21 protein-coding genes and 1 pseudogene are annotated in these 23,116 nt (G+C 68.8%); 6 read left to right on the top strand and 16 right to left on the bottom strand.

Annotated elements, in window-relative coordinates:
• Positions 1-7 precede the first annotated feature (7 nt).
• Positions 8-643, top strand: a complete 636-nt coding sequence (gene pcp, locus DMH01_RS37820) for a pyroglutamyl-peptidase I (protein ID WP_034310097.1) — start codon at positions 8-10, stop codon at positions 641-643.
• Here pcp and DMH01_RS37815 read toward each other — a convergent pair whose 3' ends face one another.
• Positions 644-2,410 carry an Hsp70 family protein gene (locus DMH01_RS37815; RefSeq protein ID WP_125683524.1) on the bottom strand — a complete coding sequence of 589 codons (1,767 nt, stop codon included), beginning with the start codon at positions 2,408-2,410 and terminating at the stop codon, positions 644-646.
• Between the two features lie 301 nt (positions 2,411-2,711).
• A complete protein-coding gene (locus DMH01_RS37810) occupies positions 2,712-5,270 on the bottom strand; it encodes an ATP-dependent Clp protease ATP-binding subunit (protein ID WP_125683522.1) in 2,559 nt (852 codons plus the stop codon).
• A gap of 406 nt (positions 5,271-5,676) precedes the next feature.
• Between DMH01_RS37810 and DMH01_RS37805 the strand changes: the two genes are divergently transcribed.
• Positions 5,677-6,444 (top strand): (2Fe-2S)-binding protein, encoded by a 768-nt coding sequence (locus DMH01_RS37805; RefSeq protein ID WP_199745794.1) that lies wholly within the window; start codon positions 5,677-5,679, stop codon positions 6,442-6,444.
• On the opposite strand, the gene DMH01_RS37800 is transcribed toward DMH01_RS37805, so the two are convergent.
• Positions 6,441-7,022: a TIGR03086 family metal-binding protein gene (locus tag DMH01_RS37800; protein ID WP_125683518.1), complete on the bottom strand. Its 582-nt coding sequence runs from the start codon at positions 7,020-7,022 to the stop codon at positions 6,441-6,443. The two genes, DMH01_RS37805 and DMH01_RS37800, sit on opposite strands and share 4 nt — an antisense overlap.
• Before the next feature lie 228 nt (positions 7,023-7,250).
• On the opposite strand from DMH01_RS37800, the gene DMH01_RS37795 reads away from it, so the two are divergent.
• Positions 7,251-8,090, top strand: a complete 840-nt coding sequence (locus DMH01_RS37795; protein ID WP_125683516.1) for an AraC family transcriptional regulator — start codon at positions 7,251-7,253, stop codon at positions 8,088-8,090.
• A gap of 6 nt (positions 8,091-8,096) precedes the next feature.
• On the opposite strand, the gene DMH01_RS37790 is transcribed toward DMH01_RS37795, so the two are convergent.
• Both DMH01_RS37790 and lysS read right to left on the bottom strand, forming a co-directional pair.
• Positions 8,097-8,450 carry an Lsr2 family protein gene (locus DMH01_RS37790; protein WP_005165380.1) on the bottom strand — a complete coding sequence of 118 codons (354 nt, stop codon included), beginning with the start codon at positions 8,448-8,450 and terminating at the stop codon, positions 8,097-8,099.
• Between the two features lie 151 nt (positions 8,451-8,601).
• Complete coding sequence (gene lysS / locus DMH01_RS37785; RefSeq protein WP_125683514.1) at positions 8,602-10,113, bottom strand: lysine--tRNA ligase; 1,512 nt, start codon at positions 10,111-10,113, stop codon at positions 8,602-8,604.
• Positions 10,114-10,209: 96 nt separating this feature from the next.
• On the opposite strand from lysS, the gene DMH01_RS37780 reads away from it, so the two are divergent.
• Positions 10,210-10,983, top strand: a complete 774-nt coding sequence (locus DMH01_RS37780; protein ID WP_125683513.1) for a class I SAM-dependent methyltransferase — start codon at positions 10,210-10,212, stop codon at positions 10,981-10,983.
• Entirely contained in the window at positions 10,980-11,744 is a 765-nt protein-coding gene (locus DMH01_RS37775; protein WP_125683511.1) for a class I SAM-dependent methyltransferase, read from the top strand. The genes DMH01_RS37780 and DMH01_RS37775 overlap by 4 nt, the downstream gene beginning before the upstream one ends.
• 46 nt (positions 11,745-11,790) lie before the next feature.
• Here the strand turns inward: DMH01_RS37775 and DMH01_RS37770 are convergent, their stop codons facing one another.
• The 7 genes from DMH01_RS37770 to DMH01_RS37740 all read right to left on the bottom strand — a co-directional run bounded on the left by DMH01_RS37770 (position 11,791) and on the right by DMH01_RS37740 (position 18,964).
• Positions 11,791-12,570, bottom strand: coding sequence for a type III pantothenate kinase (locus tag DMH01_RS37770; RefSeq protein WP_125683509.1), 780 nt, complete (start codon positions 12,568-12,570; stop codon positions 11,791-11,793).
• A 4-nt stretch (positions 12,571-12,574) separates the two neighbouring features.
• Positions 12,575-13,069 (bottom strand): aspartate 1-decarboxylase, encoded by a 495-nt coding sequence (panD, locus tag DMH01_RS37765; RefSeq protein ID WP_125683507.1) that lies wholly within the window; start codon positions 13,067-13,069, stop codon positions 12,575-12,577.
• Between the two features lie 12 nt (positions 13,070-13,081).
• On the bottom strand, positions 13,082-13,990 hold the full coding sequence (gene panC / locus DMH01_RS37760; RefSeq protein ID WP_125683504.1) for a pantoate--beta-alanine ligase: 909 nt from the start codon (positions 13,988-13,990) through the stop codon (positions 13,082-13,084).
• On the bottom strand, positions 13,987-14,910 hold the full coding sequence (locus tag DMH01_RS37755; RefSeq protein WP_125683502.1) for a Rossmann-like and DUF2520 domain-containing protein: 924 nt from the start codon (positions 14,908-14,910) through the stop codon (positions 13,987-13,989). Before DMH01_RS37755 ends, panC begins: the two co-directional genes overlap by 4 nt.
• Positions 14,911-15,057: 147 nt before the next feature.
• A complete protein-coding gene (locus DMH01_RS37750) occupies positions 15,058-16,227 on the bottom strand; it encodes a PrsW family intramembrane metalloprotease (protein WP_125683500.1) in 1,170 nt (389 codons plus the stop codon).
• A gap of 205 nt (positions 16,228-16,432) precedes the next feature.
• Entirely contained in the window at positions 16,433-18,433 is a 2,001-nt protein-coding gene (locus DMH01_RS37745) for a DUF6779 domain-containing protein (RefSeq protein ID WP_125683498.1), read from the bottom strand.
• A gap of 69 nt (positions 18,434-18,502) precedes the next feature.
• The gene (locus DMH01_RS37740) at positions 18,503-18,964 is read right to left on the bottom strand and encodes a DUF3180 domain-containing protein (RefSeq protein WP_125683496.1); all 462 of its coding nucleotides are present in this window, start codon (positions 18,962-18,964) and stop codon (positions 18,503-18,505) included.
• Positions 18,965-19,024: 60 nt separating this feature from the next.
• On the opposite strand from DMH01_RS37740, the gene DMH01_RS37735 reads away from it, so the two are divergent.
• Positions 19,025-19,966: a MerR family transcriptional regulator gene (locus DMH01_RS37735; protein WP_125683494.1), complete on the top strand. Its 942-nt coding sequence runs from the start codon at positions 19,025-19,027 to the stop codon at positions 19,964-19,966.
• Positions 19,967-20,295: 329 nt separating this feature from the next.
• Here DMH01_RS37735 and folK read toward each other — a convergent pair whose 3' ends face one another.
• From folK to folE, 4 genes and pseudogenes are all read right to left on the bottom strand, one after another.
• Entirely contained in the window at positions 20,296-20,784 is a 489-nt protein-coding gene (gene folK / locus DMH01_RS37730) for a 2-amino-4-hydroxy-6-hydroxymethyldihydropteridine diphosphokinase (RefSeq protein ID WP_125683492.1), read from the bottom strand.
• A complete protein-coding gene (gene folB, locus DMH01_RS37725; RefSeq protein WP_125683490.1) occupies positions 20,781-21,140 on the bottom strand; it encodes a dihydroneopterin aldolase in 360 nt (119 codons plus the stop codon). Before folB ends, folK begins: the two co-directional genes overlap by 4 nt.
• A complete protein-coding gene (folP, locus tag DMH01_RS37720) occupies positions 21,133-21,975 on the bottom strand; it encodes a dihydropteroate synthase (RefSeq protein WP_199745777.1) in 843 nt (280 codons plus the stop codon). Before folP ends, folB begins: the two co-directional genes overlap by 8 nt.
• Positions 21,972-22,316, bottom strand: a pseudogene (gene folE, locus DMH01_RS37715) (GTP cyclohydrolase I); the annotation flags it as partial. The gene folP and the pseudogene folE, both read right to left, overlap by 4 nt.
• Positions 22,317-23,116 lie beyond the last annotated feature (800 nt).

Here is a 23,116-nt window from a genome sequence, read left to right as displayed (position 1 = left end):
TGAGGGCATGACGTCAGTGCTCCTCACCGGTTTCGAACCGTTCGGCGGTGAGCGGGTGAACCCGTCGTGGCAGGCGGTTTCCCTGCTCACCGGCCGTCGGCACGACACCGTCGCCGTCGAACTGCCGTGCGTGTTCTCGCGTTCGCTGGTCACCTTGCGCGACGCGATCGACGAATACCGGCCGGAACTGGTGATCTGCGTCGGGCAGGCGGGCGGTCGTCCCGATGTCACCCCGGAGCGGGTCGCGATCAACCTGATCGACGCCCGTATCCCGGACAACGCCGGCTCGCAGCCCGTCGACGTCCCGGTGATCCCCGGCGGGCCCAACGCGTACTTCACCACGCTGCCGGTGAAGGCCTGTGTCACGGGGATCAAGGCCGCGGGGCTTCCGGCGTCCGTCTCGCACACCGCCGGGACCTACGTGTGCAACCAGGTCTTCTACGGGCTGATGCACTTGCTGGACAACGACTTTCCCGGAGTGCGCGGCGGTTTCGTGCACGTGCCGTACACGCCGGAGCAGGCCGCGCGGACGACCGCGCCGAGCCTGGCCGTGCACCGCGCCGCCGAGGCGCTGGAGATCATCGTGGAGACCGCGCTGTCGGTGACCGAGGATCTTTCGACCCCGGCGGGAACCCTGCACTGATCAAGGCTTGAGCTGCGCCGTGAAGAACTCGACCATCTCCGCGGTCGTCCGCGCGGAGCCGTCGCTGCGGGTCGAGACGAGCATCGCGCTCAACGGCGCGTCTTCGGTCCCGAAGAGCACGATGCCGCTTCGCGCGCCCACGCCCGCCAAGTAGCGCCCCCGCAGCCCGTCGGCCGCCCAGGTTCCCTCCACGGGCTTGCCCTTGGTCATGCGCTGCCGAACGCCGTCCTCCAGGCCGGTCATCGCGATGCCCTGGTAGTAGTTGATCGCGTTCGACCCCTTGTCGTCCTTGAAGACGCAGGTGACCGCCGACGCCGCACCCACCGTGGCGGCGGCGTCCGGCGCGTCCCGGCAGTCGTCCCGCTGCGGGATGACGGCGGCGATCCGGCGGAGACAGTCCGTGAACCCCTGCGTGTCCTTCTGCCCCGGCTGATCGCAGCTGACCGGTTTCGACGGCGCCGGTCCGGCGACCGGCTCCTCCCCGCCGCCGCTGAGCAGGACGACCGTCGTCACGATCGCCGCGAGAGCGAGCACGATGACGCCGTAGGCCGTGGGCTTCTGCCAGTTCCGGCCCGGCGGTGGCGGAGGCGGCGTCCAGCGCGGAGGCTGCGGGCGGCGCGGCGGCGGTTGTTGGTGCACCGGCTGCTGCTGCCGCACCGGCGGCGCGACGGGCGCGAAGGCGGGCACCGTCAGCTGCGTATCCTCGCCACCGGCGGGCACGTGGAGCAGCCCGAACGCGACCGCCGTCTCCGGCTGGTCCTGCGTCGTCGGCGCGATCCTGAGCTGATTCGCCAGCAGGCTCGCCAGCAACGGCATCCGGCTCGGCCCGCCCACGAGGTAGACGCCACCGAGGCGGTCCGGGGACAGCCCGGCACGGCGGATCGTGGTGGCCAGAAGCTCGGCACTGCGCAGGAAACTCGGCCGGACGAGCGCCTCGAGCTCCATCCGCGTCACCCGCACGTCGCCGAACGGCTCCGGCATCGGGATCTCGGTCTGCTGGTGGCGGGACAGGCTTTCCTTGGCGTCACGGACGTCCTGCAGCAACGACCGGCGCGTCCGGCGGTCGCTGACCGACTGCGGGCGCAGGATCCGTTGCCAGCGCGCGGGTTCGGAATGCGAAACCTCGCGGCCGATGTGCACCAGCAGCGCCTGGTCGATGTCGAGACTGCCGAGATCGGGCAGCCCGTCCTCGGCCAGCACGGCGAACCCCTGCGCGCTGACACCGACCACCGCGCAGTCGAAGGTGCCCGCCCCGAGGTCGTACACCGCGATCGGACCGGGCGGCCGGTGACCGTTGCCGAGGGAGGCGTAATGCGCTGCGGCGGCGACCGGCTCGGGAATGAGCGTCGTCGTAACGAAACCGGCCTTGAGCGCCGCGTCGCGGAGGATCTGCTTGCGATCCGGGCCCCAGCCCGCGGGATGCGAGATGCGCACCTGGGCGGGCGGACGCTGCAGGAGCAGCTCGGCCTCTTCGCCGACCCGGCGCAGGACCGCGGCGAAGGCGTCGGCGATGGGAAGCGAGACGTCACCGAGCTGGAGGGCGCCCTCGTCGATGCGCCGCTTCGGATTCGCCTCGAACCGGCTCGGATCCAGCCGCGCCCGGCGTTCGGCGTCACGACCGACGAAGACCGTGCCGTCCTTGTCGACGTAGATCGCGGACGACATCGTCACCGACCCGTCGATCTCGACGACCTGCGCCCCCCTGCCGTGGATCGACAGCACCCCCACCGTGCTGGAGGTGCCGAAATCGATCGCCAGAACGTCCACCTGACCCCCTCCCGGACCCGAAGGCATCGTCTCACGCCCCCCGATCACGCGAGTTCCGCCTCTGATCACGCGAGTTACGCCCTCAATCACGCGAGTCACGCGCCTGATCACGCGAGTTCGCCCTCCACGCACGCAGGCTCCCTGTGCGGAAAGAAGTACCTCGCGTGGCTGGAGACGTAACTCGCGTGATTGAGCGCGCAACTCACGTGCTTGGGCGCGTAACTCGCGTGATCGCAGGGCGAACACGCGAAAGTGCCCGCCGCGGCGAACCGCGACGGGCACTTCCGGAACCGAAAGGGACTTACTCGCCCTCGGCTTCACCGTTCTCTTCGGTCGAGCCGGCGCCGATGCTCACCGGCGGGGCGTCCGGAACCGACGAGGGCCGGGCTTCGCCGCGGAAGACGAAGTGCGCCTTGTCGTCCTTCTCGCCCTCTTCGTCGTTCCAGCCTTCGACGTCGACCAGGATGATCTGGCCGGCCTGGACCTCGCCGAACAGGATCTTCTCCGACAGCTGGTCCTCGATCTCGCGCTGGATCGTGCGGCGCAGCGGCCGCGCGCCCAGCACCGGGTCGAAGCCGCGCTTGGCGAGCAGCGACTTGGCCTTGGGCGTGAGCTCGAGCTCCATGTCCTTGGCCTTGAGCTGCGTCTCGACCCGGGCGATCATCAGATCGACCATCTGGATGATCTGGTCCTTGGTCAGCTGGTGGAAGACGATGATGTCGTCGATCCGGTTCAGGAACTCAGGCCGGAAATGCTTCTTCATTTCCTCGTTGACCTTTTGCTTCATCTTCTCGTACCGGTTGGCGGTGTCGCCCCCCTGCGAGAACCCGAGCGAGACGGACTTGGAGATGTCCGAGGTACCCAGGTTCGAGGTGAAGATGAGCACGGTGTTCTTGAAGTCGACCGTACGACCCTGGCCGTCGGTGAGACGGCCGTCTTCGAGGACCTGCAGGAGCGTGTTGTAGATCTCCTGGTGGGCCTTCTCGATCTCGTCGAACAGCACCACCGAGAACGGCTTGCGCCGCACCTTCTCGGTCAGCTGGCCGCCCTCTTCGTAGCCGACGTAGCCCGGAGGGGCACCGAAGAGCCGCGAAGCGGTGTAGCGGTCGTGGAACTCGCCCATGTCGATCTGGATGAGCGCGTCGTCCTCGCCGAACAGGAACGCCGCGAGCGCCTTGGACAGCTCGGTCTTACCGACACCGGACGGGCCGGCGAAGATGAACGAGCCGGAGGGGCGCTTCGGGTCCTTCAGGCCGGCACGGGTGCGGCGGATCGCCTGGGAGACGGCCTTGACCGCGTCCTCCTGGCCGATGATCCGCTTGTGCAGCTCGTCCTCCATGCGGAGCAGACGCGTGGTCTCCTCCTCGGTGAGCTTGAACACCGGGATACCGGTCCAGTTGGCGAGGACCTCGGCGATCTGCTCCTCGTCGACCTCGGCGACGACGTCGAGGTCGCCGTCCTTCCACTGCTTCTCCCGCTCGCCCTTCTGGCCGAGGAGGGTCTTCTCCTCGTCGCGGAGGCGGGCGGCGCGCTCGAAGTCCTGCGCGTCTATCGCGGACTCCTTGTCCCTGCGCACGTCGGCGATCTTCTCGTCGAACTCGCGCAGGTCCGGCGGCGCGGTCATGCGGCGGATGCGCATCCGGGCGCCGGCCTCGTCGATCAGGTCGATCGCCTTGTCCGGGAGGAAGCGGTCGTTGATGTAGCGGTCCGCGAGGGTCGCCGCCTGCACCAGCGCGCCGTCGGTGATCGAGACGCGGTGGTGCGCCTCGTACCGGTCACGGAGACCCTTCAGGATCTCGATCGTGTGCTCGAGCGACGGCTCGCCGACCTGGATCGGCTGGAAGCGGCGCTCCAGCGCGGCGTCCTTCTCGATGTACTTGCGGTACTCCTCGAGCGTGGTCGCGCCGATCGTCTGCAGCTCGCCACGGGCCAGCATCGGCTTCAGGATCGACGCGGCGTCGATCGCGCCCTCGGCGGCACCCGCGCCGACGAGCGTGTGCAGCTCGTCGATGAACAGGATGATGTCGCCGCGGGTCTTGATCTCCTTGAGCACCTTCTTGAGGCGCTCTTCGAAGTCACCGCGGTACCGGGAACCGGCGACCAGGGAGCCGAGGTCGAGGGTGTAGAGCTGCTTGTCCTTCAGCGTCTCGGGCACCTCGCCCTTGACGATGTTCTGCGCGAGCCCTTCGACGACGGCGGTCTTGCCGACGCCGGGCTCACCGATCAGGACCGGGTTGTTCTTGGTGCGCCGCGACAGCACCTGCATGACCCGCTCGATCTCTTTGCCCCGGCCGATGACCGGGTCGAGCTTGCCTTCGCGGGCCTGCACGGTCAGGTTGCGGCCGAACTGGTCGAGCACCAGCGACGACGACGGGGTGCCTTCACCGCGTCCGGAGCCGGTCTCGGTCGACTCCTTGCCACCCTGGTAGCCCGACAGCAGCTGCAGGACCTGCTGACGCACCCGGTTGAGGTCCGCGCCGAGCTTGACGAGCACCTGTGCGGCGACGCCCTCACCCTCGCGGATCAGCCCGAGCAGGATGTGCTCGGTGCCGATGTAGTTGTGGCCGAGCTGCAGCGCTTCGCGCAGGGACAGCTCAAGCACCTTCTTGGCCCGCGGGGTGAAGGGGATGTGCCCGCTCGGGGCCTGCTGCCCCTGGCCGATGATCTCCTCGACCTGCTGGCGGACGCCCTCCAGCGCGATGCCCAGCGATTCCAGCGCCTTGGCGGCGACACCTTCACCCTCGTGGATCAGACCCAGGAGGATGTGCTCGGTGCCGATGTAGTTGTGGTTGAGCATCCTGGCTTCTTCTTGGGCCAGGACGACCACCCGCCTCGCGCGGTCGGTGAACCTCTCAAACATGTGCACTCCCTCGACTGCTGCGACGGCGGCCCGTTTCCATCGTGCTTTCACCGCGATGGATTCAGCACCGTGAGACCACTCTAGTAGCCATGCGGTCGCGCTGGCGTACCACTACGGCTGATTGCGGCCCGTTCGCGCCCGGTCCGTTCTCCGGCCGTGCGCTCTTTCATCTTCCGGTTGCCCTGCACCTTTACGTCAAGCCCAACGTGCGAAGGCGCGCCCGGATTCCGCCGGACGAGGGTTGTCCGCTGAGCGCGAACACGGGTCCGCCCAGTGGATGGACACCCGTCCGGAGTAGTCACGGATCGTATGTAAGGTTAGGCGTACCTAAAGACGGGAGGCCGGTGTGTCACGACACTACGCTCTCGCGTCCCCGCCGGACGGTCTCCGGGCTTCCCTCTCCAGGATGCCCGAGGACGCCGGGCTCCGCGGAGACGTGCCGGGCGGGGAGCCGGGCTGGGTCCGCTGCGGCGACCTGCTCGGCGAGCCGGCCCGGCTCGTGCGGTGGCGGGAGCGGCTCACCGGCTGGCTGGCCGAGACGTACCCGGAGGCGACCGCGATCCCCGAGCGGACCCCGGCGAAGTGGATCGTGTCCTGGTACCTGCACGTCCCGGCCCTCGCCGGCGCGATGCTGCTCCACCACGGACGCCGCGTGCCGTCGCTGGCGCCGTCCGCGCTGGCGTTCCGGATCGGCGCCGACCGGCCCCATCCCGACTCGGTCGCCGTCCTCGACCCAGATCTCCGCGGTTTCCATTGCCTGCCGACCGACCCGGGCTCGGCGCATCCGAGGGCCGTCGTGGTCCCGGACGAGCGGGCACTGGCGGCGGTGCTGCGGGGCAGGTTCGTCGCCCACGCGAGCCGGTTCATCGACGTCTACGGGCCGCTGACGAGGCTCGGGCGACGGCAGTTGTGGGCGGCCGCCACGGACGCGCTCGACAACGCGCTGTGGTCGGCGGGGCGGCTGGGCGGGACGCCGGAATCCGAGGGCGCCGGCGTCGCGGACGCCGCTCTGGTCCTCGAAGCCCGGTTCCCGCCGCTGACATCGCCGTCGAAGCTGACGCTGACCACGGGAGCCGACGGACACCGCGAGTGGATGAGAAACCGCGAAAGCTGCTGCTTCAACTATCTGCTTCCCGCGGAATCGGAATGCGGCGGCTGCCCGCGACTTCGTTAAGGCGTCCAGCCGGGATCACGTCCCGTCGCGCCCAAGGCGCGCTCGAACGGTGTCGCGCCGTCCGCGACGGGCACCTCTTCGCCGTACACCTTCATCGCGCGCGCCTGATCACCGATCTCCAGCGCGATGGCGTACACGGCGACGGCGACTTCGGGGACAACGGCGAACTCCGCGCCGGTCGCCCTCGCGAGGTCCCAGCCGTGGAAGACGAACTCGTCCAGCACCATGTACCCCGCCATCGACGCGGGCATCGGGTTGCCGCCGAAGGTGGTCTGTCCCTGCCACGCCTCCGGGGCGCCGAAGACGTCCACGAGGCGCGCGGTCCGCTTTTCGATGTCGGCGAGCCATTCGCCGCCGACGAGGTCCGCCTCGGCCTCGCCGGAGGACACCTCGGGCGGTGCCGCCTTGCGCCCGGCGGCTTCGAGCCAAGGACCCCAGTAGAGAAGGTGGTTCAGCAACGCGCGGACGTCGTATTCGGCGCACGGGGTCCGGGCGGAGAGGTCGGACTCGCCGATCCCGCGCAGGATTCTGGCGAATTCCGCGGCGGCGGGGGCGATCAGGGCAGCGTGTTCGGACATGAGGGCATCAGTTCACGAGACCCGGCGCACTGTCTTGAAGAAACACGACAGAGCTAGGCCGTGTCCGGCAAGTCTGCCCGCGGCCTTCGCGCCCAGGCGGCCCCTGACAGCACGGGCGGTCCAGCCGAGTACAACCCGGTACGAGGCCGAACCGCCCGCACTGCCAGGAACCACCTGGATCACGAAGTCCATCGAACAGCCTTACCGGACACGGCCTAGGTTGGTCCGGTGAGCGGGCATCGGATCCCGGCGGGGATCGTCAACGCGCGGGAGGCGAAGTTCAGCCTCGTCCGGCATCGCCCCGCGCCGGCGCTGCGCCCGTTCGTCGAGCACCACTGGGTGCTGCGCTGGGACCTGGGCGGCGGTCCGTCCCATGAACAGGTGGTTCTGCCCAATCTCGCGGTGAACGTCACGTTCTTCCGCGACGCGGCCGGCGCGTTCGGCCCGGGGAAACGACCTTTCCGCTACACCGTCGCGGGCACGGACCACGGTATCGGCGTGCGATTCCGGCCGGGGGCTTTCCGGGCATTCCTCACCGGTCCGGTCTCGATGATCTCCGGCGGTTCCGTTCCGCTCACCGATCTCTTCCCCGGTGCCGGATCGGTGACGGAATCGGTACGGAATGCGACGGACGACTTCGAAATGGTCCGCCGGTGCGAGGAACTGCTCCTCGGCGGAGATCCCGTGCTCACCGCCGCGGCCAGGACGGCCGTCGACGCGGTCGAAACAATCGCGGCCGATCCGGCCATTACCAGAGTCGGCGAGCTGTCAAGCCGGACGGGCCTGTCTCACCGGAGCCTGCAACGCCTGTTCGCCGAACATGTCGGCGCCGCCCCCAAATGGGCGATTCAGGTATACCGCTTGAACGAAGCGGCGGCACGGATCGCCGCCGAGGAACGGCCGGACTACGCGGAACTGGCGACAGAGCTGGGCTATAGCGACCAAGCGCACTTCGTCCGGGATTTCCGCTCCGTGACCGGATGGGCGCCCACCGAGTACGCCCGCTTGAACCGTGTACAAGAACAAGAAAGCCGCCGGGAACGGATTCCCGGCGGCCGTCAGGTCTGAAAGACCTCAGTTCTTCTTGTGGTACGCCTCCACGACCTCGGACGGGATACGTCCGCGGTCGGAAACCTGGAAGCCGTTCTTGCGGGCCCAGGCGCGAATGGCCTGGTTCTGCTCGCGGTCCACGGTCGCGGGGCGGGCGGCGGCCTTCACACCGGCGACCGGACGAATGGCGGTGCGCTTACGGCCACCCGCGCGACGGGCGTGCTCCACATACTGGGCCAGCGCGTCACGAAGCTCTTCCGCGTTTTCCGCGGAAAGGTCGATCTGGTAGCTCACACCGTCCAAACCGAACTCGACGGTCTCTTCAGCCTCGGTGCCGTCGAGGTCGTCGACGAGCGAGACGAGCACCTTCTGTGCCATCTGTTTCCTCCTGCTGGGGGCTTACACGAATGATCTGGTACGGGGCATGCCCCGGACAGAAGACTTTGTCTAGCGACATTAATACCCGCTACCGAGACATAACGCAAATCTTGTTTACGAGAACGATCGAGGTATCTGTCACGCGGACGGGTTATTCGGGTCGGACGAGCGGGAACAGGATGGTCTCCCGGATACCAAGGCCGGTCAGCGCCATCAGCAACCGGTCGATCCCCATTCCGACACCACCGCTCGGCGGCATTCCGTACTCCAGCGCACGGAGGAAATCCTCATCCAGGTTCATGGCCTCACTATCGCCCTGCGCACCCAGCCGAGCCTGTTCCACCAGCCGCTGACGCTCCACCACGGGATCGACCAGCTCGGAGTATCCGGTGGCCAGTTCGAATCCGCGCACGTACAGATCCCACTTCTCGGCGACCCCGGGCTTGCTGCGATGTTGCCTGGTCAGCGGGGATGTCTCGACCGGAAAATCACGGACAAAAGTAGGTTCGTGGAGATGATCGCCGACGAGATGTTCCCAAAGTTCTTCGACGAGTTTGCCGTGGCCTAACTTTGGGTCGAGCTCCAGCTCTCGCGCTTCGGCATAGGAACGCAGCTTGTCCGCCGATGTCTCGGGAGTGACCTCTTCCGACAACGCCTCGGACAACGACTCGTACATTCCGAGTGTGGTCCACTCGCCGGACAGGTCGTACTCCGAACCGTCGGCGAGAGTGACCACCTGAGTACCGAGAACGTTCTGCGCCGCCTCCTGGATGAGCTGGCGCGTCATCACCGCGTTGGAGTCATAGGTCGCATACGCTTCGTAGTACTCGAGCATGGCGAACTCGGGCGAGTGCGAGGAGTCGCTGCCCTCGTTCCGGAAGTTCCGGTTGATCTCGAAGACCTTCTCGATACCGCCGACCACACAACGCTTGAGGTACAGCTCCGGTGCGATCCTCAAGTAGAGGTCGAGGTCGAAGGCATTCGAATGCGTGACGAATGGCCTTGCCGCCGCGCCGCCGTGCAGCGTTTGCAGCATCGGGGTCTCGACCTCGAGGAATCCCCTGCCGTGAAACGAGTCACGCAGGGAACGCAGCACACCGGCGCGGGTGCGGACCACGTCCCGCGCCTTGGGACGCACGATCAGATCGACATAACGCTGCCGGATCCGCGTTTCCTCGGCGAGATCTTTGTGCGCCACGGGCAACGGGCGCAATGCTTTCGACGTGATCCGCCAAGAGTCGGCCATCACGGAAAGCTCACCGCGCTTGGAGGTGATGACCTCGCCGGAGACGAATACGTGATCACCGAGATCGACATGAGACTTCCACGCCGCGAGCGCGTCCTCGCCCACCTTCGCGAGGCTGAGCATCGCCTGCAACTCGGTGCCGTCGCCTTCACGGAGACTCGCGAAACAGAGTTTGCCGGTATTGCGCATGTACATGACCCGGCCGGTGATGCCGACGATCTCGCCGGTGGCGGTGTCGGCGGGAAGACCGGAATGCTTCGCGCGGACTTCGGCCAGTGAGTGCGTCCGGGGCACCTCTACCGGATACGGATCGATACCCTCCGCGACTATCCGGTCGCGCTTGTCCCGGCGCACCCGCATCTGTTCCGGCAGGTCTTCGTCGGGGCTCACGCCCTCGGATGCGGGGATTTCAGTCATGGCGCACAGCGTACGAACCCGCCGGTTCCCTACGCCAACCGGATTACCTTTTCCGGGTCCGGACCGGCCGGTTTTCTGTCCTTTAACCTGGATCGCGTGAACTCATCCACTCCTGGCATCGAACCCGATCTGCACGCACGGCGCGCCGCTTCGTTCGGCGCCAAGGCCGCCGCCTATGCCGCGCATCGGCCGGATTATCCGGAAAAGGCACTGGCCTGGGGGCTGGCAGGCGCCCGGCACGCGCCGGAACGGGTACTGGACCTCGCGGCCGGGACCGGCAAGGTCGGCGAAGGGCTGCTCGCGCTGGGTGTCGAGGTCACCGCGGTGGAGCCGGACGAGCAGATGCTCGCGGAACTGAAGAAGGCGCTGCCTTCCGTGACCCCGCTCATCGGCACGGCCGAGGAGATCCCGCTGCCCGGCGGTTCCGTGGACGCCGTGGTCGTCGGCCAGGCCGTCCACTGGTTCGACCTCGACCGGGCGTATCCGGAGATGGCCAGGGTGCTGAAACCGGGAGGCGTCGTCGCCGCGCTGTGGAACCACGACGACGAGTCGACGGAGTGGCTGGCGGAGTTGAACACGCTGATCAAGACGTCGATGAGCAGGCGCTGGCTGAGCGACTACGAATCGCTGCCGGGACACGACGCCTTCGAGCCGTTCGAGAAGAAGACGTTCGGCCACAAACAACCGAGGACTGCGGAGACCATGGTGGCGACTCTCGCCACCCATTCGCACCTGCTGGTGGCCCCGGCGGAGGAACGCGAGGCCAAACTTCGCACGGCGCGGGAATTCCTCGACCGGAACCCGGAAACCGCCTCGGGGGAATTCGACCTGCCGATCACCACCACCGTCTTCCGGGCGCGTAAGCGATGACCGACTGGAAGGCGGCGTTCACGACGACGTTCGGCGCTCCCGCGTCGGCGGTGTCCGCGCGGATCTGGGCCGAGGTGTACGGCGACGAGTACCCCGCCGAACTGGACACCTACAGCTTCGTGACCCGGACGGACCTGCGCCGCATCGCGGCCGAAACGCGGCTCGAACCGGGCGGGCGGCTGGCCGACATCGGCTGCGGGCGCGGCGGTCCCGGGCTGTGGGTCGCCGCGCGGACCTACGCGACGCTCACCGGCGTCGACATCGCGGAGACGGCACTGGCGTCGGCGCGGCGACGCGCGGAAGCGATGGATGTCGAAGCGACCGAGTTCCTGGTCGGCGATTTCCAGGACACCGGCCTGGACGACGCGTCGTTCGAGGCGGTGATGAGCGTCGACGCGCTGCTGTTCGCGCCCGACAAGCGGCGTGCGTGCGCGGAGTTCGCGCGGATCCTCGTGCCCGGCGGGCGTCTGCTCGTCACGACCTGGGACTTCGACGGGCAGCCGGCGAACCGGCCGCCCCAGGTGGCCGACCATCGGCCGCTGCTGGAAGCGGCGGGATTCGACGTCCTCTCCTACGAGGAGACGCCGGACTGGCGAGCGCGGCAACGGCGGACGATGGAGCTTTCGCTCGAGCGCGTGGCGGAACTGGCCGCGGAATCGGGACAGGATCCGGCTCAGCTGCGGGCGAGCCTCGAGCAGACGCTGCGGAACCAGGACCTCATGACGCGGCGGGTCCTGATGGTCGCTTCCCGGCGCGTTTAGTCCTCTGAATGCGGTACTTGCACACGCAAGGACCGCGTTCAGAGGACTAAACGCGGTGGTTGCGCTCGTAGACCAGCCGCAGGCCCAGCAACGTCAAGTCTGGGACGTGCTCGGTGATCGTCTCGGACTCGCCGAGCACCAGGGGCGCGAGGCCGCCCGTCGCGATCACCGCGACCGGATCCGCCCCGGCGGGCGAGAGCTCGCGCTTGATCCGCTTCACCAGGCCGTCGACCTGGCCGGCGAAACCGTAGAGGATGCCGGATTGCAGGCATTCCACGGTGTTCTTCCCGATCACCGACCGCGGCGGCACCAGTTCGACCTTGCGCAGCGCCGCGGCCCGCGCGGCCAGCGCGTCGACCGAGATCTCGATGCCGGGCGCGAAGGCACCGCCGAGGAACTCGCCCTTGGCGGAGATGGCGTCCACATTGGTCGAAGTCCCGAAATCCACCACCACACAAGCGGTGTCCGGGTGCAGATGGTGCGCGGCGAGGGTGTTCACCAGCCTGTCCGCGCCCACCTCCTTGGGGTTGTCGACCAGGAGCGGCACACCGGTGCGCACCCCCGGCTCGACGACGATCTTCGGCACTTTGGCGTAATACCGCGAAAGCATCACGCGCAGCTCCCGCAGCACGGCGGGAACCGTGGACAACGCGCTGATCCCGGTGACCGCGTCCGCGTGTGAACCGAGAAGGCCGCGCATGGTCAACGCGAGTTCGTCGGCGGTCATACGCGCGTCGGTGCGCATGCGCCAGTCACCGATGAGCCGCTGCCCGGAGTACAGGCCGAGCACGATGTTGGTGTTGCCGACGTCGACCGTGAGCAGCAAGGGCTCAGCTTTCGGCGTGCAGAAGCGCGTCGAGACGGCGGGCGTCGGCGGTTTCGGCGACCGGGAAGGTCATCGTGTCGTCGTCGGCCAGCGTCACGGTGCCGCTCAGCAGACCGGAGCCCTCCGGCGCGTGCCCGGGGTTGGCGCCCTTCTCGACGATCCGGTTGTCCGCGTCGACGAAGACGACCCGCGGCCGGAACGAGGCCGCCTCGGCGTTCTCCATCTGCGCGTACGAAATCAGGATCACCAGATCGCCGGGGTGCACCAGATGCGCCGCGGCGCCGTTGATGCCGAGCACCCCGCTGCCGCGTTCGCCCGCGATCACGTACGTTTCGAGCCGCGCGCCGTTGGTGACGTCCACAATGGACACCTGTTCGCCCGGCAGCAGATCCGCCGCGTCCATCAGGTCCTCGTCGACGGTCACCGAGCCGACGTAGTGGAGGTCGGCCTGGGTGACCGTCGCCCGGTGGATCTTCGATTTCAGCATCGTGCGGTACATCGTGGACTCTCCCTATTCCCCTGCGTCCAGCGCGTGTTCCGGATGGTCCGCGGCGGCGCCGAGCACCACCGGGACGTTGTCGATCAGCCGGGTACTCCCCACCCTGGCCGCGATCAGCAACCGCGCCTCACCGTCCACGGGCGCGGGCCCGAGGTCGGTTCCCCTCAGTTCCAGATAATCGACCTCGACCGCGGGCCGCGCGGCGAGGGTCTGCCTGGCGGTCGCCAGCACGGCTTCCGCGCCGTCGCGCCCGACGAAGGCACCCGCGGTGAGTGCCGCCGACAACACGATCGCGTCCTCGCGCTGTTCCGGAGTCAGGTAGACGTTGCGCGAGGACAACGCCAGCCCGTCGCGTTCCCGGACCGTCGGCACCCCGATGACGCGGGTGTCGAAGTTCAGGTCACGCACCATCTTCTTGATCAACACGAGCTGCTGGTAGTCCTTCTCCCCGAAGAAGGCGTAGTCCGGCCGCACGATGTTGAACAGTTTCGCCACCACGGTCAGCACGCCGGCGAAATGCCCCGGCCGCACCGCGCCTTCCAGCTCGTCGCCGAGCGCGCCGGGGTGCACCGTGACGGTGGCCCCGTCGGGATACAGGTCCGACGCCTTGGGCAGGAAGCCCAGCTCGACGCCGTCCTCCTTGAGCACCTCGAGGTCCTTGTCCAGTGGACGCGGGTACGCCTCGAAGTCCTCGCCCTCCCCGAACTGCAGGGGGTTCACGAAGATCGACGTCGCGACGACCGTGTTCGGCAGGCGCTTCGCGCGGCGGATCAGCTCGCGGTGCCCCGCGTGCAGGGCGCCCATCGTGGGCACGAGCGCGACCTTGCGGCCGACGCCGTGCAGGGCACGCGTCACCTGGCTGACCTGCTCGGGCGGCTGGAAGGTGTGCAGCGTGCCTCGGGCGAATTTCGGTGTGGTCACTGGTTTTGCTGCCCTTCGGCGGGATCTGCGGGATCGGCGGGATCACTGAGGAGTTCGGTGAGCTCGGCGGCGGCCGAAGCGTCCAGGAGCCCGGCGGCGTCGCCGCGCGCCAGCGTGCGCTTGGCCAGCGCGCGGTAGCTCGGGGCGATGTCGGGGCCACGTTCGGCCAGCACCGCGAGATGCTTACGCACGGTGCCGAGATCACCACGGGCCACCGGCCCGGTCAGCGCCCGGTCCCCGTGTCGCAGAACATTATCCAACGCCGCCGACAACAACGGAGCCACCAGGCGTTCGGGCTGGGCGATTCCCGCCTCCCGCAACAGTTCCGCGCAGTCGGCGACCAGTGTCATCAGGTGGTTCGCGCCGTGTGCCAACGCCGCGTGATAGAGCGCTCGCGCCTCGTCAGGGACCCGCACGGGCTCCGCGCCCATCTCCACGGTCAGCGCCTCGCCGACGTTCCACGCCGCTTCGTCACCCTCTGTCGCCGTGACGCCGACGCTGCAGGTGGCCAGCCGGTCGAGGTCTTCGGCGCGGCCGGTGAAGGTCATCACGGGGTGCAGGGCCAGCGGCAGCGCCCCGGCCTCGGCGGCGGGCGCGAGGACGTCGATACCGTGCGCGCCGGAGGTGTGCACGACGATCTGCCCCGGCCGGAGGGATCCGGTGGCGACGAAACCGCGCACCATCCCGGCCAGCGCGTCGTCCGGAAGGGCCAGCAGGACCAGGTCGGCGCGGCGGGCGACCTCGTCGGGCGGCAGGAGGGGCACGTCGGGGAGCAGTCGCTCCGCCCGGCGGACCGAGGCGTTGGAAAGGCCCGAAGCGCCGACGACGGTGTGCCCGGCCCTGGTGAGCGCGGCGCCGACGACACTGCCGACGCGCCCCGCGGAAACGACGCCGACGGCCAGGCGAGCGGGCCTCATCATGGCGTGCGCCAGTGGACGCTCATGGTCGAAAACTCCTCAACTCGTTCCAGTCCCGCTCGGTGGTCGCGGGTACCAGACGACGGCGCGAGGGTAACCCTCCGGCCCGCGTCTGAACCGGCCCCCGTGACCAGCTTCACCTGACCGTGGTCACCCGCGCGGAGCGCCGTCGGCCAGCCGCACGGCCTCGGCGCGCGACGTCTTGAGCACCTGGAGCAGCTCACGTTGCCGCTGTTTCGCGTCGTCGGTGAGCTTCCGTCCGCGCCGCAGGAACGCGAGCTCGGTCACGCTGGCCTGGTAGCGACCGACGGCCTTCGCCGCCTCCCGTCCCGACTGCTTCCGCGCCTGTTTCCGCCACGACCGCCGTCCGGAGAGGCTGGCCAGCAGCGCGACCTCGGACGGGGCGATCCAGCGTGCGTCGACCATCATCGGCAGCGCGGCCGCGACGATCCGCTGCTCGCGGCGTCGTTGCATGACCACCACCGAGAAGACCCCGATGAACAGCGGCACCATGATCAGGAAGTAGACGTTCAGGAAGGTCTTCGCGCCGCCGAGCAGCGCGGCGCCGTTCCACAGCGCGTGCAGCAGCACGGCGACGATGTAGCCGCCGATCGGCGCCAGGATCCGCAGCGAGCGGACCTTGCTGCTCGCGGCGACACCGAGCCCGATCCCGGTCATCACGGCGAACAGCGGATGGGTGAACGGCGAGAGCACGCCGCGGAGGAAGAACGCCGCGAGCACACCGGCGCTCGTGCCGTCGCCGAAGCCGTGCTCGGCGAAGGCGCGGCCGAAGTAGTAGATGTTCTCGGTGAAGGCGAAGCCCGCCGCGGTGAACCCGGCGTAGACGATGCCGTCCACGACGCCGTCGAACTCGATCGGGCGGCGCCACCACAGCAGCAGGATGAAAGCGGCCTTCGCGGCCTCCTCGACCAGCGGCGCGGAGACCAGGCCGCTGATCTTGCTGCCGACGCCGGTGCCGAGCAGCAGTTCACCGACGGCCTCGGCACCGCTGTTGAGCAGCAGCGCGATGATCGTCGCGACACACGCGCCCCAGACGAAGGCCAGCAGCAGGAGCTTCGGCGGTTCCGGTTCCCAGCGGTCGACCCACAGGAACGCGGTGACCACCACGGCGACCGGGACCAGCGCCGCGAGCACGCCGATCCCCACCGCGAGCGGGCCGACCTTTTCGGTCACCGTGCCGAAGACGAACAGTCCGCACAGCGCGACGGCGATCAGCCCGAGCACCGGCAGCAGCACGGTGATCGACCGAGACCGGCGGATCCGGTCGGGACCGGGCGCCGGGGAGGAAGGCTCGCTCACAGCGGGTCACCCTACCGTCGGTACGGGACACGGGCGGGACGTGGAGCTGAAGTCCGACGCAGTACCGGCCACACGTGTGAACCCGCCCGGCCGAAGGCCCCGCCATCGCGGTGGCAGGGCGCCCGGCCCGAGAAGGCGACGGGACTCGTCAACGAGCGCCCTGCCGACGTCGATTGCGGTCGCGGGTTCACCTATCCGGATACGGTCAGTCTTCGGCACGCCGCCTGCGCCGCGGAGTGGATTCGTTCGCGCCGTTGGCGGCGAGCAGATCCATCACCGACCGGCCGGACGCGTGGGAACCCGCAGCGGAGTCCTCCGGACGGCTGTGCGAAGACCCGTTGCGGGACGACTCCTCGTCGTCCGGCTTCGCCCGCCTGCCGCCGTGACGGCCGCCGGTGGACTCGGTGCTCTGCCAGGCCGGGGGCTCCCCGTCCGGACGACGGCGACGGCCGCCACCGGTGGGTTCGGGGACGTTCGGGGCCGGGGTGAGCGAAACCGAGGAGTCTTCCGCCGCGCGACGACGACGTCCGCCGCCGTTCTGCGCCATGCGGATCTCTTCGGGCAGCGTCGGGTTGACCGCGGGCGGCTCCTCGACGGGCGGCGATCCGTGCCGCGACGGCGCCTCGGCCGCCGGACGGCGCACCGGTTCGGGCTCCGGCTTTCGCACGGGCTCGACCCGGCGAGACGGCTCGGACACGGGAGGGATCGACGGCGGCTTCGGCGGCTCCGGCTCACGGCGCGGCTCCGGCCTGGGCTCGGGACGCGGCTCCGGCCGGGGCAGGGAGACCGAGGGCTGGGGCTGCTGGGGTTTCGGCGGCGACGTGGGACGCAGCCGGTCCTGGAAGTCGTCCTTCCGGGGGAACGCCGCGCTCAGGTCGGAAACCGGGCGCTCCTGTGTCCACGACGGCTTCCACTCGCCGGTGGCCTCCATCTGCTCCGGCGCGGCGGGCTTGTTCACGGGCGGCGGCGTGCCACCGGCGGGCCGGGACCGCTCGACCGGCTTCATGCCGGGGCGGGTCAGACCGAGCTCGCGGTTCGGGCGGGGACGGTCCGGCTCGACCTTCTTGACCGGCTTCGCCTGCGCGGGGGGCTTCACCGGCGGCGTCTGCTTGCGGGTCTGCTCTTCGGGCCGCGGCGCGGGAGGACGCTGCACGGTGCCGGCGTCGAGCCGCTGCTGCAGCGAAGACTGCTGCGGGCGGCGAGGCGGTTCGTTGCGCTGGGGCTGCCGGGCGACGGTGGGCATCGAGGGCTGCGAGACCTCCGAGCGCGACACACCCGGCATGGACGGGCGGGACACCTCGGCCGGGGTCACCGGCGGCGGGGTCTTGCGCTGGGCGTCGACCCTGGGCATCGGCCGGGAGACCTCGGCGGGCGACATCCCGGGGTTCGACATCTCCATCCGCTCGCGGCGGGCGGCTTCGGCGGCGAGCGCTTCGGCCGCCTTCGAGGCGCGGGCGTCCGCCTTGCGCATACTGCGGCGAGTCGACTCGTCGACCGGCTTCGGCCGCTGGACCTGATTGTTCTGGCCGTAGCCGTTGTTCCCGTTGACCTGGCCGTTCGCCGGTTTGCGGCGAGCGGCGGGCGGCGTCCCGGCCCGCGCGGAGGCGGGTTCGAGGACGCGGTCGATCATCTCGGTCGGGCGGTCGCGCTCACGGTCGTCGACGTCGATCGTGGTGCTCTTGGCCGCCATGAGCTGGGGTTTGCCGTTGCCGTTCTCGGATCCCGCGCTCATCAGCTGCTTGTTGTCGAGGGACCGCATCCGGGTGGCCTGCGCGGTGAGCGCGACGCGTTCGAGGAGCACCTCGCCGCCGAAGAGCGACTGGAGGCTTTCACGCAGAGCGCTCACCTCGGCTCTGAGCGCTTCGAGTTCTTCCTGGGAGCGGCTCTCCGCGGCCTGCCGGGTCTCCGCCTCGATTTCGAGTTCGAACTCGCGGCGGGCGGCGATCTCGCGTTCCAGCTCCAGTTCGTAGACGGCCTGCGCCTCGGCGACGGCGTCCTCGCTCTGCGACACGTGCTTGCGGTAGCGGACCGCCAGGAACGCGCCGATCAAGGCGGCCCACAGCGCCGCGACGATCCCCAGACGCAAGTAGCGGAGGTCGTCGGAAAGCACCAATGCGAGAGTCGCGCCGACGGCGAGAACCAAGCCGACGACAAGCCACGGCCTACCCGCAAGGCGGCCGCGCGAGTCGTCACCCACCCCGGTCATGCCCAACACCGTACCTTCTAGTAATCCGAACGAGACCTAGTCGGTACTTCGAGCGGTGGCTCCCGAGCGTTAACCGGTCGGCTCGGGATCGCTGTCCCGATCACCGCCCTCGGGGGTCCGGCAGCAGTGTTCGAGCCATAAAGCCGCAGCTACCAGCGCCGCCGAGCTGACGATCCCGACCGTCGCCGAGCGGAGGTCGCCGCTCGCCGCGAGGAGTTCGTCACGTCGCGGAAAAAGATACGCGAAAGCCGCGAGCCAGACGCCCGTCATGGCGGATCCGGCGAGCGAAGAGGCCTTGGCGAGGGCAACCGATCGGGCGACGGAGATCGCCGAGAGCACGCGGCCCTCCTTGATCCGCGACCGGATGATGAAGGCGAGCACGAACTCGCAGAGCGCGAGGACGAGCAGCGTGATTCCGGCGAAGAGCGGAAGCGCGGGGATGGATCCGTAGGCGACCTGGAAGAGCAGATAGGCCAGGACCAGACCCAGGAGGCCGGCCACCGCCAGCTCACGTGGCCGGGTGAAGTGCATGGTCCAACGCTACCTGGCAGGCTTGACTCTCCACCAACTGGAGAGTCGACGATGAAGCATATGGGCACCGCAGCGGTTTTCACCATCGGGGAGCTGGCCAAACGGACCGGCCTGCCGGTGAAGACCATCCGCTTCTACTCCGACGAGGGGCTCCTGCCCCCGACCGACCGCACCGGCTCCGGCTACCGGCTCTACGACGCGACCGCGATGGCGCGCCTCGAACTGGTCCGGACGCTGCGGGAACTCGGGCTCGGCCTCGCCGACGTGGAACGGGCACTGACCAGGGAAGCGACCATCGGGGACCTCGCGGTCCAGCACGTCGCCGCCCTGGACGAGCAGATCCGGCGGCTGGAACTGCGCCGGGCGGTCCTGCGGGCGGTGGCCAAACGGGACTCACCACTGGAGGAGGTCGAACTGATGAACAAACTCGCGTCGATGTCGGACGAGGACCGCAAACGTTTGCTCGACGAGTTCTGGGCGGACATGGTCGAAGGGCTCGAACTGGACCCGGAGTTCTATGAGCGGATGCGCTCGGCGAAACCGGAGCTGCCCGACGACCCGACGCCCGAGCAGCTGGAGGCCTGGATCGAGTTCGCCGAACTCGTGCAGGACGAGGAGTTCCGCGCGTCCATCCGCCGGATGAGCGAGTGGCACTCGCAGCTCCGGAAGCAGGACGGAGCGGACTTCGGCGCGAAGCAGCAGGAGCTGTGGATGGCGTGGAGCGCGAAGGCGACCGAAGCGCTCGAAGCCGGCCTCGCGCCGGACTCGGCCGAGGGCCGCGAGCTGGCGGAGACGATCTTCACGCAGTCTTCGCGGAACGGCCGCGACCCGGACGACCCGGCCTGGCGGAAGCGGCTGACCGACGGGATGGCGATCAGCTCCGACCCGCGCGCCGAGCGGTACTGGATGCTGCTGGGGAAGATCAACGGCTGGCCGTCGTTCCCCTCGCAGATGGCGCAGGCCGAGTGGATCATCGCCGCCCTGCGCTCCGCGCTGGGGTAGCAAGGGACCTTTGCTACCACTCCCGCATTTAGCCGACTAATTGCGTGAGTCGAGGGCGCCGGGTGGGCGTTGCGAAAGCCACTTTCGCAACGTTGAAGGTTGCGAAAGTGGCTTTCGCAACCTCTCCGGGGCCGCCACCCCTCGCGGTTAGGCGGCTAAACGCGGTGGTTCGCATTACGAACCACGGGGGGCTTGGCCGTGACCGTGTGGGTTTTGGGACGTCAGATGACCAGAAATCCACACAGTCCCCCATCTCCGGGGCCGGGACCGAGCGCGAGGGGCGCGTTTCGTCCTCTGAATGCGGTGGTTCGTATCGCCAACTATCGCATTCAGAGGACGAAATGCGTGAGCCGGACGGAGTCGCGGTCCGAGGCCGGGCGGGCGGCGAGGAGGTCGGCGACCGGACCGTGGCCGGGGAGCACCGCGTCGGGCTCGATCTCCAGCCAGGGGATCAGCACGCTCGCGCGCTCCGGCGTGCCGGGATGAGGAAGCAGCAACTGGGGGTCGTCGGAGCGCACCCCGTCCACGGTCACTATGTCGACATCCAGCGTGCGCGGACCCCACCGGAGTTCGCGCACGCGCTCCGCCGCCCGCTCGGCGGCCTGCCCGGTGCGCAGCCAGTCCCAGTGATCCCGCGCCGGGTCGTCGACCAGGACGACGGCGTTGAGGAAGTCCGGCTGGTCCTCGACGCCCCACGCCTTCGTCTCGTAGACCGACGACACCGCGACGACCGCGGGCCGGACCGCGTCGACGGCGGACCGGAGGAACGCGAGCCGGTCCCCGAGGTTGGAACCGAGCGAAAGCAGTGCGCGGCTCATCGCTCCCGCCGCACCGTGACGGCGACGTCGTCGAAGTTCAGCGGGATCGGCGCGGACGGCTTGTGCACCGTCACCTCGACGGCGGTCAGCCGCTCGTCGCGCAGCACCTCTTCGGCGATCTTCCCGGCGACACTCTCGATGAGGTCGTACGGCTCGCCCGCCACGATCCCGGCGGCGAGTTCCGCCAGTTCGCCGTAGTGCAGCGTCTTGGTCAGGTCGTCGGACGCGGCGGCCGGGCCGAGGTCCAGCCACACCACGATGTCGACGACGAACTCCTGCCCGTCCCGCTTCTCGTGGTCGAAGACCCCGTGCCTGCCGAAGACCCTCAATCCGGTCAACGTGATCCGGTCAGACAACGGGACTCCCCTTCCGCCAAGCCGCCGCGACGGTCACGGCGTCGATACTCGCGCCGACTTCGTGCACCCGCACTCCCCAGGCACCGGCCGCCGCGGCGAGCGCGGACACGGCCGCGGTCGCGTTTTCGCGACCGTCCGGCGGGGCGGGCTTTCCGTCCTTTCCGGACAAAAGCCGCCCGAGGAACCGTTTGCGCGAAGCGCCGACGAGAACCGGAAAACCCAGTGACAGAAAGGAATCCAGGCCGTTCAGCAAGGCCCAGTCGTGTTCGGCGTTCTTCGCGAACCCGAGCCCGGGGTCGAGCACGATCGCACTCTGGTCGACGCCCGCGGCGAGCGCTTCGTCCACTCGGGACAGCAGTTCGGCGCGCACGTCCGCGACGACGTCCTCATAGGACGCCAGCGCGTTCATGTCCTTGCTGTGCCCGCGCCAATGCATCAGGACGTACGGGACGCCGGTCTCGGCGGCGACCTTCGCCATGTTCGGATCGGCCAGCCCACCGGAGACGTCGTTGATGACCGACGCGCCCGCCTCGACCGCGGCGAGGGCGACCTCGGCCCGCGTGGTGTCCACGGACATCGCGACACCGTCGGCCGCGAGCGAGCGGATCACCGGCATGATCCGGGAAATCTCGGTTTCGGCGTCCACTCGGGACGCCCCCGGCCGCGTCGACTCCCCGCCGACGTCGATCAGATCCGCGCCGCGCGCCCACATCTCGTGCGCGTGCTCCAGCGCCTGCTCGACGCCCAGATAGCGGCCACCGTCCGAAAAGGAATCGGGCGTGACGTTCAGGATGCCCATCACCGCGCACCGGCCGGGCCGGGGCAGGGCGGTCATCGACGGCCCTTGATCAGATCCAGCGCCTCCGCCCGCGAGGACGCCGAAGTCTGCAACAGACCGCGCACGGCCGACGTCGTCGTCCGGGCTCCGGGCTTGCGGATGCCGCGCATGGCCATGCAGAGGTGCTCGGCCTCGACCACGACGATCGCGCCGCGGGGCGCGAGTTTGCGCATGAGCGCGTCGGCGACCTGGGAGGTGAGGCGCTCCTGGACCTGGGGGCGCTTGGCGTAGAGGTCGACGAGTCGGGCCAGTTTGGACAGGCCCGTGACCTTGCCATGGCCGTTCGGGATGTAGCCGACGTGGGCGACGCCGTGGAAGGGCACCAAATGATGTTCACAGTTATGCGTCAGGTGCCCGGCGATCAGGAAGGTCGGGTGGGGCTCGCATTTGAAACTGTACACCGTGTAGGGCTTGGTCCCCGTGGCCTTCACCGGCCGGACGGACTCGACCTCGACGTACTCCGACTCGATGAGATCGGTCGTGTAGTCGTCCTGCGGGAAGCCGTGTCGCCGAAACCAGCTGTCAGCCACGTAGAGATGCGAGGCGATTCCTCCGGTCCGGGGCGTGAAACGCGCCCCGATGACCGTGGCCAGATCTTCCAGGAACGGGATGTTCGCACTGACGATGGTTCGGCCGGCGATCTTCTTGTGCCGGAACCCGTCGCCGTCCACGTACCCGTCGAGGAAGCCGTTGAACGTGCTCAAGTCGTTGAGCACGACCACCGGAAACCGCTGCCGCTGATGATGGGCATCGCCGCCGACGTACTGCCGCATGAGATCCGCGAGGAACGAGGAAACGACACGCACTCGAAAGCCCGGCGCTTCACGTCCGAGGTAACCCGACGGCCGCGAAACCGGCTCGAGTTTTGCCTCGATCCCGAAGGCCCGATAAAGCGACTCGGCGTACTTCTTCGCGAAGTCGCGGTCGTTCACGACGAGCGACACGTAGCGCTCGGCGACCGTCCCGTCCGAGCAGGTCGCGCCGATGACATAGCCGAAGTCGTAGCCGAACTTCGGCTTCCAGCGATCCCGGCAGAGTTTGCGCGCGTGGGTCCACTCGATGAAGGAACCCTCGACATCCTTGGCCTCCATCCAGCCCTTGGGCGTCGCCAAAGGATGGTCAGGAGTGACCTTGAAAC

The sequence above is a fragment of the Amycolatopsis sp. WAC 04182 genome (assembly GCF_003947465.1).
Taxonomy (GTDB): Bacteria; Actinomycetota; Actinomycetes; order Mycobacteriales; family Pseudonocardiaceae; genus Amycolatopsis.
Note: the sequence above shows the minus strand (reverse complement) of the source record. Positions and strands in the feature narration are given on the sequence as shown.

What these genes read in the sequence shown, in the direction of transcription:
- lysS (WP_125683514.1), bottom strand. Translation starts at nt 10,113, where the DNA reads ATGACTGAAATCCCCGCATCCGAGGGCGTGAGCCCCGACGAAGACCTG.
- DMH01_RS37745 (WP_125683498.1), bottom strand. Translation starts at nt 18,433, where the DNA reads ATGACCGGGGTGGGTGACGACTCGCGCGGCCGCCTTGCGGGTAGGCCG.
- DMH01_RS37800 (WP_125683518.1), bottom strand. Translation starts at nt 7,022, where the DNA reads ATGTCCGAACACGCTGCCCTGATCGCCCCCGCCGCCGCGGAATTCGCC.
- DMH01_RS37775 (WP_125683511.1), top strand. Translation starts at nt 10,980, where the DNA reads ATGACCGACTGGAAGGCGGCGTTCACGACGACGTTCGGCGCTCCCGCG.
- folP (WP_199745777.1), bottom strand. Translation starts at nt 21,975, where the DNA reads ATGACCGCCCTGCCCCGGCCCGGCCGGTGCGCGGTGATGGGCATCCTG.
- DMH01_RS37790 (WP_005165380.1), bottom strand. Translation starts at nt 8,450, where the DNA reads ATGGCACAGAAGGTGCTCGTCTCGCTCGTCGACGACCTCGACGGCACC.
- pcp (WP_034310097.1), top strand. Translation starts at nt 8, where the DNA reads ATGACGTCAGTGCTCCTCACCGGTTTCGAACCGTTCGGCGGTGAGCGG.
- panD (WP_125683507.1), bottom strand. Translation starts at nt 13,069, where the DNA reads ATGTACCGCACGATGCTGAAATCGAAGATCCACCGGGCGACGGTCACC.
- folK (WP_125683492.1), bottom strand. Translation starts at nt 20,784, where the DNA reads ATGAGCCGCGCACTGCTTTCGCTCGGTTCCAACCTCGGGGACCGGCTC.
- DMH01_RS37805 (WP_199745794.1), top strand. Translation starts at nt 5,677, where the DNA reads ATGCCCGAGGACGCCGGGCTCCGCGGAGACGTGCCGGGCGGGGAGCCG.
- DMH01_RS37740 (WP_125683496.1), bottom strand. Translation starts at nt 18,964, where the DNA reads ATGCACTTCACCCGGCCACGTGAGCTGGCGGTGGCCGGCCTCCTGGGT.
- DMH01_RS37735 (WP_125683494.1), top strand. Translation starts at nt 19,025, where the DNA reads ATGGGCACCGCAGCGGTTTTCACCATCGGGGAGCTGGCCAAACGGACC.
- DMH01_RS37810 (WP_125683522.1), bottom strand. Translation starts at nt 5,270, where the DNA reads ATGTTTGAGAGGTTCACCGACCGCGCGAGGCGGGTGGTCGTCCTGGCC.
- DMH01_RS37755 (WP_125683502.1), bottom strand. Translation starts at nt 14,910, where the DNA reads ATGATGAGGCCCGCTCGCCTGGCCGTCGGCGTCGTTTCCGCGGGGCGC.